The following is an 8,812-nucleotide window of genomic DNA, read 5'->3' as shown; positions in this document are numbered from 1 at the left end:
TCGTCATGGAGGCGCTGGTCGGCCGCCTGCCCGGCGCCGAGGACTTCCTCACCGGAGGCGCTCCGTGGTGGTTCGGCTTTCACGCCGTTCCGGGATTCGCGGAAACCGTGGTGGAAGGCAATGAGGCCGCCTACATCGACTGGTTCCTCAATGCCGGCACCCTTGGCTCCGGCGTGCCTGCGCAGGCGCGGGATGCATTCGTCGCCGCCTACACCGGACGCGAAGCCCTGCGCTGCGCGTTCGCGTACTACCGGGCCCTGCCCGAAACCGCCACGCAGATCGAGCAGGCCGTCTCCGCTACACGGCTGACGATGCCCACGATGACCATCGGCTCACACCCCGTCGGAAGGGCATTGGAACGCCAGCTCTGTCCGATCGCTGACGACTTCACCGGTCATCTCCTGGAAGACTGTGGCCATATCATCCCCCTGCACCGCCCCGACGCCCTTCTCCAGCTTCTTCGCCCTTTCCTGGACGGTCACCAGACTGAGTAGACGCCCGTGCACAACTGGCCGGAGCGTGACCCTCACACAGGCCGCGCGCCGGCACGACCACGGCATCGTTGTACGCCGCTCGTTCGCCGCAGCACCGTGGTAGACCCATCCGCTCCCACGACCCGCCCTCGGCTTCTCACGGCCTGCGTTGCCTTAGACGCCATCTCATTTGGCTGGGTAAGCTGCCGGTCGTGGCAGGGATCGTTGAGCGGCTGGTGCCGGACGAGTTGTGGGAGATGTTCCAGCGAGTGGTGCCGGAGGCGCCTTCGCGGCCTCAGGGGGGTGGCCGACGTCGGCACGGCGACCGCGAAGTGCTGGCCGCAATTGTGTTCGTGGCGACCTCGGGCTGCACGTGGCAGCAGTTGCCGTCCGCTTCGTTCGGGCCGTCGGGCGCGACGGCCCACCGGCGATTCACCGAGTGGACCAAGGCCCGCGTGTGGGCAAAACTCCACCGCCTGGTCCTCGACGAACTCGGCTCCCGCGGCGAGTTGGACTGGTCCCGCTGCGCGATCGACTCGGTGAACATGCGGGCCTTGAAAAGGGGGAGCTGACAGGCCCGAATCCTGTCGATCGAGGCAAGTACGGCTCAAAGATCCACCTGATCACCGATCGGACCGGTCTGCCCCTGTCCGTCGGGATCTCCGGGGCGAACCTGCACGACAGCCAGGCGCTGATCCCGCTCGTGAAGGGGATACCGCCGATCCGCTCGCGGCGCGGACGCCGGCGGCGCAGACCGGCAAAGCTCCACGCCGACAAGGGATACGACTACGACCACCTGCGGCGATGGTTACGCGGGCGCGGCATCCGGCACCGTATCGCCCGCAAAGGCATCGAGTCCTCGACCCGACTGGGCCGCCACCGCTGGACCATCGAACGCACGATGTCCCGGCTCGCCGGATGCCGCAGACTGCACCGCCGCTACGAGCGCAAAGCCGAACACTTCCTGGCCTTCACCAGCACCGCCTGCACCCTCATCTGCTACCGCAGACTCACCAAATGAGATGAAGTCTAAGGTTCCCGCCCACCCAGGCACCCCTTCCCACGGAATTACCATCACCTTGTCCAAGAGCGTGGGGTCGCGTGGCAGGATCGCGCCCTGGCCCAACTGGCATGGCAGGGGGATCTGTCGACAGGCATCACGAATTCCCGCATTTCCTGACGAGATGTCAATTTGCGTATTTGACAGGCGAGTTGACGAATCCATGGTCGTGGTGCACGTCACCTCGGGCGGGGTGGAGATGTGAAACCTCTTCATGGCATGCTCGCATCAGTTACTCCTCGGTAACCTCACTGCCTCCCCTCAGGACTGATCTTGCGCATTCGCAAGCGGCCCCTGCGCGCCCTCCTGCCCGCGCTCGCCGCCTCCGCCCTGTTCCTCTCCGCCGGCTGCTCCTCCGGCCCAGGCACCCACACCTCCGCCGCCGAACGGATCCCGGCCGCCGACACCTCCGCAACCGCGCACAGGGACCAACCGCTCACCGTGGCCGCCGCCCCCGCGGCGGCAGCCACCTCGACCGCCGTGGCACGTCCCGGCACGGCAGGCGGGAAGGCCCGCAAAACCTCGCTCACGGTCAAGTCGTACGACAGCCGCACCAGACGGGCCGTCATATCCCATGTGAGCAAGGCGAATACATCACCGCCTCCGACCGCGACGCCCGGTGGCAACACCCCCGGCAATGCCGCCGTCGGCGATGTCATCGCCAGCGCCCCCGCACCCGGTGCCCCGGACGGGCTTCTCGCCAAGGTCACCAAGGTGATCGACGAGACGGCCGACGGCACCGAGGTGCAGACCGCGCCGACGACCCTGGACAAGCTGTTCGGCGACAGCGAGGCGAAGGGCACCGTCCCCGTCGACCCCGCCTCCTTCGACGTCGAGCGCCTGCTACCCGACGTGAAGGTCTCCTGGGCGAAGACGGGAGACATCCACTCCGGCCCCGAGGGGACGAAGGTCCCGCTCGGCAGCCTGCGGGTCGATGTCGCCACGAAGGTCGCGACGGCCGAGGGCGCACCCGCCTCGGCGGAAGCTTCCGTGTCCGGGTTCGTCCAGGTCGCACCTGAGGTGGACTTCTCCTACGGCGGTGGCGCTTCGACTGCATCGACCGGGTCGGCGCCGGGAGCGGCGTCCCTCGGCGTCACCGGTGCCTGGTCCTCGCAGTGGGCGCTCAAGGGGCGCGTCGCCGCCTCCGCGAAGCCGATCCGGCTGCCGTTCGCGAAGCTGCACGCCGACCCCGTGCTCCAGGTGGGCCCGATTCCCGTCGTGGTGAATCTCGATCTGACCTGCTATTTCCAGGTTAGTGCGGACGGCAGCGTCACCGTCGGCGTCGAGCAGAACGTCAACGGCGACTTCAAGGCGGGCGGCATCTTCAGCCCGGGCAAGGGCTGGACACCGGTCAGTGAATCGCACATGGCGAGCACTCCGATCGGTGCGTCCGTCACGGCCGCAGGAAGTGTGAAGGCGATCCTCGGCGCACAGGCCAGCGTCGGCCTGTACGGGACCGTGGGCGTCACCGCCGACCTGGCCCCCTACCTGCGAGTCGACGCCGCAGGCACCGTTGCCGGCACCATCCCGGCCGGCTCTGGCACCAAGCCCGGCATCGCATCGACCGGCGCCTGGACGCTCTACGGTGGCGTCGACCTGAGCGGCTCCCTGGTGCTGCAGCTGTCCATCTTCGGCACCCCGGTCTTCCAATACCCCATCCCCCTGGGCGCGTTGCACCGGGAGTGGAAGCTGGCGGACGGCAAGGCGTAGGGACGAACTCCCCGTACCCGGCCGCGCCCGACCCGCCCCGGCAGGAGCAGGGCGGGCACGGCGCTCGCCCCGTTGGGCGCACTGCACAGTCAGCTGCCGACACCAGGGCGCTGTGACGGCTTCTCGTCACTGAGAACTCTCGCCTACATCGGTGCGACCGCAGCCAGGCTGCGACAGGCAGTCGGACGTTTTCAGTCCCGTGCTGCGCCAGATCTACGGGGCGTCCGAGAGCGGCCTGGTCGCCGACCTCTGCGGCAGGAACACGACTTGACACGCCGGAGTCCCTGGCCGGCTGCGGGCGCCAGTGTCTCGGAGCAGAGGTGAGCTGCGGGACGGAGACGGCAGGGCTGGGCCGGTCGGGCAGGTTGGTGAACTGTACGGGCGCAGCGGCACCGTTGAGGATGGCTACTGGAACGTCCCTGAGCGCACAGCCGAGGTTGTGGACCTCCGTAGATGGTTCCGCTGCGCTGACCAACCTGGCTGCGCAGGGACCCGGCAAGGCTGTCTTGCTGCGCCGTTGACGGACCTGCAGGTGACGAAATTTACGGCGTGCTGGGCGAGTCTGTGAGATGCAGATGTGGTGCTGGCGGCAGCGGCGTAGGCGCTTCCGTCTGTGGTGCGGCGCGGAACGCCTCGATTACGTAGGCGGCGAAGCGGCGGGAGGCCGCGGCCCGGGCGGCACGGGGCGTGCTTTGGAGGCCCCGGTGGGCCATGAGCATGAGGACCAGGTCGTCGACGACGAAGCCCGGGTGCAGCTGGCCGGTCTCCTGGGCGCGGCGTGCCAGTTCTCCGACCGCGCGCAGAGTGCGCTCTTGGTCGGCGGTGAAGTCCATGGCCTCGGGGAAGGCCGTCATGAAGGCGTCGGCGAATCCCCGGCTGTGCGCGTGGAGTTCGCAGATCCGCTCGATCAGGCTCCGGAATCCGTGCCACGGGTCCGGGTCCGTTAGGGCGTCGCGGACGGCGGCGTGGCAGGCCCGCCGCTGCTCGGCGAAGGTCTCCGCGATCAGTACCTGTTTGGCCGGGAAGTGCCGGTACAGGGTGGCGGGGCCGACGCCTGCGTGCCGGGCGACCTCGCGCATGGGCGCGCTCAGGCCCTCTTCGCCGAACACCGCGCGGGCGGCGTCCAGGATGCGGGCCCGGTTGTCGCGGGCGTCGGAACGCACGGTCTGAGGCAAACGGCTGGTCATCGTTTCTCACTTTAGCCAAGCGGACGGGGGCGTCCGTTACGGTCCGATGGCGGTGCTGCCGCCCCGTCCCGGCACTTCGCCGGTGATGCCCCGGCCGTGGGGGTCGGCTCGACGCTACGGCCGTAGGAGCTGCGATCCGTCCTTCCAACGACCCGAGGAGCCGATATGAAAGCCGCCGTGATCAGTACGTTCGGAGACCCCGATGGCCTTGAGATCGTCGATGTGCCCGTGCCCGTTCCTGCCCCGGGGCAGGTGCGGATCGCCACGGAGGCGATCGGGGTAGGCGGCGTGGACGCCGTGATCCGCCGGGGAACGCTTGCCGCCTACGGCTTCCGGGAGGGCCATATCCTCGGCAGCGAGGTCGCGGGAAAGGTCACCGAGGTGGGAGGGGGCGTGGACGCCTCGTGGATCGGGCGGCGGGTGTGGGCGTTCACCGGCCTGTCCGGTGGGTATGCCGAGCAGGCCGTCGCCTTGATCGAGGACGTCCTTCCGCTGCCCGACGGTCTGAGCGGCGCTGACGCGGTGACCCTCGGCGGCTCCGGCGTGGTCGCCCACTTCGCCCTGGACCGGGCCCGTTTCACGCCTGGCGAGACGGTGCTCGTGCGCGGTGCTGCGGGCAGCATCGGGATTACGGCGGTCCAGCTCGCAGCCAGGGGCGGTGCGAGCGCGGTGGCGGTTACTACCTCGTCGGTGGAGCGTGGCGCCCGCCTGCGGGACCTGGGCGCGACCTATGTCCTTGACCGCTCCGGCGAGGGCGGCCCGGACGCACTGGCGGGCTTCGACGTGGTGATCGATGTCGTGGGGGGTCCCCAGCTTCCTCATTTCCTGGACAAGTTGACCTGCAACGGGCGGTACGTGGCTGTCGGTGTGGTCGGTGGGCAGCCACCGGCGGACTTCGGCATGCGGCTGATGGATGCCTTCCGCAGGTCGTTGTCGTTCGCCACTTTCAGCTCTGACGCCGTGCCCGGCCCCGAGCGGCAGGCCGTGCGGTCGTCCCACTTCGCCGATGCTGCGCACGGGGACCTGCGCACAGTCGTGCATGCAGTGCTGCCGCTGGACCAGGCGGTGCTGGCCCACCGTGAGATGGACGCGGGGAAGGTGTTCGGCAGGGTTGTGCTGGCGCCCTGAACGGGCCGGACGGTGTTCGCGGTCCCGGTTAACGAAATGGGACCGCTCAGACCGTGGCTGACGCCCGGCGGCAGTGAAGTCACGCTGGGCACGGGCGTCGTGTGCCCTGTGACCGCTGTCTCATCCGGCATCAGGGTGCGCCGCCGTGCGGGGTCGCCTTCAGAGAAGCTGCGCCCGTAGCGTGGAGGGGTGGCCAGCACTCGGAAATCGGATGACCGTAGGACGCGGATCCGGGAGGTGCGTCGCCGGCTCGCGCAGGAGGGGCCGCCGTGGACTCGGGACCGCGAGGCGGACTTCGAGACCGTCGCAGTGCCCGAAGGTGATTGCGACCGGCTGCGCGACTTGTTGATCTCCGAGGGCGTGCAGACGATTGTTGAGATCGGTCTCGCCTACGCCAGTTCCGCGCTTGCGATCGGCGAAGCGCTGGTCACCGTCGACGCTCCGCGTCCCCGGCACATCATCATCGACCCGTTTCAAGAACGTGACTGGTCCAATGTCGGCTGGGGTCTGCTGTGCTCCGTGGGGCTGGACTCGATCGCCTCGCTCATGACCGCACCTTCGTCGATCGCGCTCCCGCAACTCCTCGCTGAAGGTCTTGTGGCCGACGCGGCGTTCGTGGACGGTAGCCACCGGTTCCATGAAGTCTTCGTAGATTTGTACTTTTTGCGAAAGATAGTCCGACCTGGCGGGCTGATCGTTATGGACGACGCTGGGGTGCCCTCAGTGGAGGCCGCCGTCCGGTACTACGAGCAGAACCTAGGGTGGAGGGTGATTCCCGGCGCCTTTGCCGACGGCACTCGGAGGGCGGTTGCCGCTGATGTCCCGGCCGAGCCGGCGACGCGCTGCAGGGCCATACGCTTGCCTGACTCACCGTTCGAGCCGCCCTTTGAGGCGTTTCACGCCTTCTGACGGCCAGCGTTCAAGCGCTCGTTCAGGGCTTCACGGGAATCAACACGTCGGTTTGGTCTTGGTTGTGTCGGGGTCCAGGAACCTGATGACGTCTTCCCGTGTGCGGAAACGGGCTGTCGTGCCGAGGGTGGCGTGGCAGGAGAGGGAGTACACGGCGGCCGCGGACCAGTGCCAGGAACTCACCGGAAACCGGCTGACCAAGCAGGCATGGGCGCCGGCGCCGAAACTGCTGGAGGCCCAGGCGTGCAGGCTGGCCGACGACGGGGTCCACGAGGTGCACCCCGAAGTGTCCTTCGGCGCCTTGGCCGACGGCGCGCCGCTCAGTTAGGCGAAAAAGACCTGGCGCGGTCAGCACCTGCGCCGCTCCCTGCTCGCCGAGGCCGGGATCCTAATGCCGGACGAGCTCGGTGAGGCGGACCGCGTGCCGGCGGACGACGTCCTCGACGCAGCCGCCGCGGCATGGTCGGCGCACCGGATCGCGCAGGGGGCGGCAGGCCGCATCCCCGAGGTGCCTGAGCTCGATACCGAAGGCCGTGCCGTCGAGACCCGGTTCTCACCCCAGGGCGCTCCCTTGCTCCTCTGCGAGCCGGTCCTTCTCGGCTGACGATCTGCATCGCGGAGCACGATGGTCTTCACACGCTGCTGGCGGAAGGCTGGGGCTGGATCACAGGCGGCGGTGTCCGCGTACTCGTCTGAGTGCACCATCAAGTACGGAGATATGTGCATCGCTCAGTCACGTCGGTGTCCCCGTTCTGCCGCACCTCCGCCCTGCTTGCGGGTCGGCGCGAAGCTGGGGAAAGGGCCAGTGGGCTGGTCGGGCGGGTGTTGTCCGGGGCGGTCATTCGCGTCGGCTGGCGTGGCCGGCGGTGAGGCGGGCCTCGAAGCCGTCGAGGAGGGACTGAAGGCCGAACGCGAAGGTGTTGTCCGGCGCTGCGGTGTACTCGGTGGCGGCCCTGGTGCCGAGGCGTTCGCGCAGGTGCGGGAATTGCATGGCGGTCTCGGTGGCGCGTGTCATGGCGTCGGCCATGAGCTGGTCGGCGTCTGCGCCGTTCTTGCTCAGCCGGCGGTTCAGTGAGACCTGCGCGGCAGGGCCGAGCGCGCTGCCGAGCACGAAGGTGAACACGGAGGCGGCCGCCCGGTCCGCGTCGGCGGCGGCGAAGCCCGCCTTTTCGTAGATGGCGAGGCTGAGGTCGTTGTGCCGGGCCTGGCCGGGTCCGTGAAGGAGGTGGAGCCGGTCCCGTACGACGAGGGGCACGCCCGACAGGTCGTCGGCCGCTACGAGATCGACGCCTTGAACCTAGACATCGCCACCGACGGTACCCGCCTCACCCTGGCGGTCGGGATCAAGCCGGACACCCGTGAGGCGTCGGACGAGGACATGCCACCGGACTACCCGGCCGCGGACATCGGCTTCCTTCCCGGCGACGCGGACGAATACGTCATCACCGAAGGCGGCCTCAAGGGGCAGCGCGGCTACTTCTCCCGCGACGCCGACGGCGCAGTCACAGGCGTCGACCTCGCCGGCCGACTCTTCAACCGGATCACGGAAGCATCCTGATCCAGCGCCGGCAGGGGTGGTCTCGAGCGGCCGCCTCTGCCGGCACCCCGAACCTTCGACAGTCGGCTCATGGACACGACCCGTCAGCGCCACCATGCTGGTGCACTCTCATCCGTACAGGGTGGCGCACATCCACCCGTACGCTGACATGTAGGTCACCACCTTCGCGGTGACCCGCCGCCTACAGCGCCAGCGGGGAATCGAAACCGCCGACTCGCCGGCACCGAACGCTGAGTAACGATCACTCCGGATGCGCCACGGCCTCCTTCTGCAGGTGCACCGCCGCCACCAGGCTCAGTCCCGGCTCCGCCTGACGCAGCGCCTTCACCGCTGCGACCGAGGCGACATCCCCGGTGAAGCCGACGGTGGCCAGCCGGGAGCGGACCCAGCGCGCGCGTACCTCGGCCTCGGTGGCGGCGGCGGTGGACTCGGCGATCGCAACGGCGCGTTCCAGACCCGCGCGTTCCTCGGGCGGGGCATCGGCCAGCGCCTGGCGCAGGACGGCCGCGATCACATCCGCATCGCGCAGTACGAGGGCGGCGTCTTTGGACGGTCCCAGGATTCCCATGCGGATCAGGGTGGTGGCCAGCTGCCCTGGCTGCCAAGCAACTTGAGCGTTTCCAGAGGCTCGGGGCAGGGCGCGCCAGGTCAATTCAGCGGCGGCGCAATGACGGGTCCAACAGCGTGTTCGACGTCGCCCCGTTCCAGACCCGGCGGGGCTGAGACACACGTAAGTGGGGAGCGGCCACAGCGCTCTCAGTACCTGGCCGTCGGCAGTGCGTTCTGG

At 68.8% G+C, this 8,812-nt stretch carries 9 protein-coding genes and 1 pseudogene; 7 read left to right on the top strand and 3 right to left on the bottom strand.

The window, feature by feature from the left end; genetic code table 11:
* From ACWCQ1_RS43020 to ACWCQ1_RS43010, 3 genes are all read left to right on the top strand, one after another.
* Nucleotides 1-494, top strand: a 494-nt coding sequence (locus tag ACWCQ1_RS43020) for an alpha/beta fold hydrolase (RefSeq protein WP_451028989.1), incomplete at its 5' end; no start/stop codon positions are given.
* Between the two features lie 236 nt (nt 495-730).
* Nucleotides 731-1,494 (top strand): IS5 family transposase gene (locus tag ACWCQ1_RS43015; protein ID WP_451028991.1). Its coding sequence is split into 2 segments (ribosomal slippage): nt 731-1,043 and nt 1,043-1,494, totalling 765 coding nucleotides; the frame shifts between segments, so codons are not numbered across the junction.
* Nucleotides 1,495-1,812: 318 nt separating this feature from the next.
* Nucleotides 1,813-3,243 carry a hypothetical protein gene (locus ACWCQ1_RS43010; RefSeq protein ID WP_451028990.1) on the top strand — a complete coding sequence of 477 codons (1,431 nt, stop codon included), beginning with the start codon at nt 1,813-1,815 and terminating at the stop codon, nt 3,241-3,243.
* 542 nt (nt 3,244-3,785) lie between these two features.
* On the opposite strand, the gene ACWCQ1_RS43005 is transcribed toward ACWCQ1_RS43010, so the two are convergent.
* Nucleotides 3,786-4,430, bottom strand: coding sequence for a TetR/AcrR family transcriptional regulator (locus ACWCQ1_RS43005; RefSeq protein ID WP_451028988.1), 645 nt, complete (start codon nt 4,428-4,430; stop codon nt 3,786-3,788).
* Between the two features lie 165 nt (nt 4,431-4,595).
* On the opposite strand from ACWCQ1_RS43005, the gene ACWCQ1_RS43000 reads away from it, so the two are divergent.
* From ACWCQ1_RS43000 to ACWCQ1_RS42990, 3 genes and pseudogenes are all read left to right on the top strand, one after another.
* A complete protein-coding gene (locus ACWCQ1_RS43000) occupies nt 4,596-5,558 on the top strand; it encodes a zinc-binding dehydrogenase (protein ID WP_451028987.1) in 963 nt (320 codons plus the stop codon).
* A 189-nt stretch (nt 5,559-5,747) separates the two neighbouring features.
* Nucleotides 5,748-6,467 (top strand): class I SAM-dependent methyltransferase, encoded by a 720-nt coding sequence (locus ACWCQ1_RS42995; protein ID WP_358610739.1) that lies wholly within the window; start codon nt 5,748-5,750, stop codon nt 6,465-6,467.
* Nucleotides 6,376-7,071 (top strand): annotated as a pseudogene (locus tag ACWCQ1_RS42990) (DUF429 domain-containing protein). Before ACWCQ1_RS42995 ends, ACWCQ1_RS42990 begins: the two are co-directional and overlap by 92 nt.
* Before the next feature lie 234 nt (nt 7,072-7,305).
* Here ACWCQ1_RS42990 and ACWCQ1_RS42985 read toward each other — a convergent pair.
* Nucleotides 7,306-7,722, bottom strand: coding sequence for a TetR/AcrR family transcriptional regulator C-terminal domain-containing protein (locus ACWCQ1_RS42985; protein ID WP_451028986.1), 417 nt, complete (start codon nt 7,720-7,722; stop codon nt 7,306-7,308).
* On the opposite strand from ACWCQ1_RS42985, the gene ACWCQ1_RS42980 reads away from it, so the two are divergent.
* Nucleotides 7,693-8,025: a hypothetical protein gene (locus tag ACWCQ1_RS42980; RefSeq protein ID WP_133049837.1), complete on the top strand. Its 333-nt coding sequence runs from the start codon at nt 7,693-7,695 to the stop codon at nt 8,023-8,025. The two genes, ACWCQ1_RS42985 and ACWCQ1_RS42980, sit on opposite strands and share 30 nt — an antisense overlap.
* A 241-nt stretch (nt 8,026-8,266) precedes the next feature.
* Here the strand turns inward: ACWCQ1_RS42980 and ACWCQ1_RS42975 are convergent, their stop codons facing one another.
* Entirely contained in the window at nt 8,267-8,593 is a 327-nt protein-coding gene (locus tag ACWCQ1_RS42975; RefSeq protein ID WP_451028985.1) for a hypothetical protein, read from the bottom strand.
* Nucleotides 8,594-8,812: the final 219 nt, after the last annotated feature.

Source organism: Streptomyces sp. NPDC002144 (assembly GCF_053593695.1).
The sequence above is the reverse complement of the archived record's forward strand: the minus strand, read 5'-3'. Positions and strand labels throughout refer to the sequence as shown.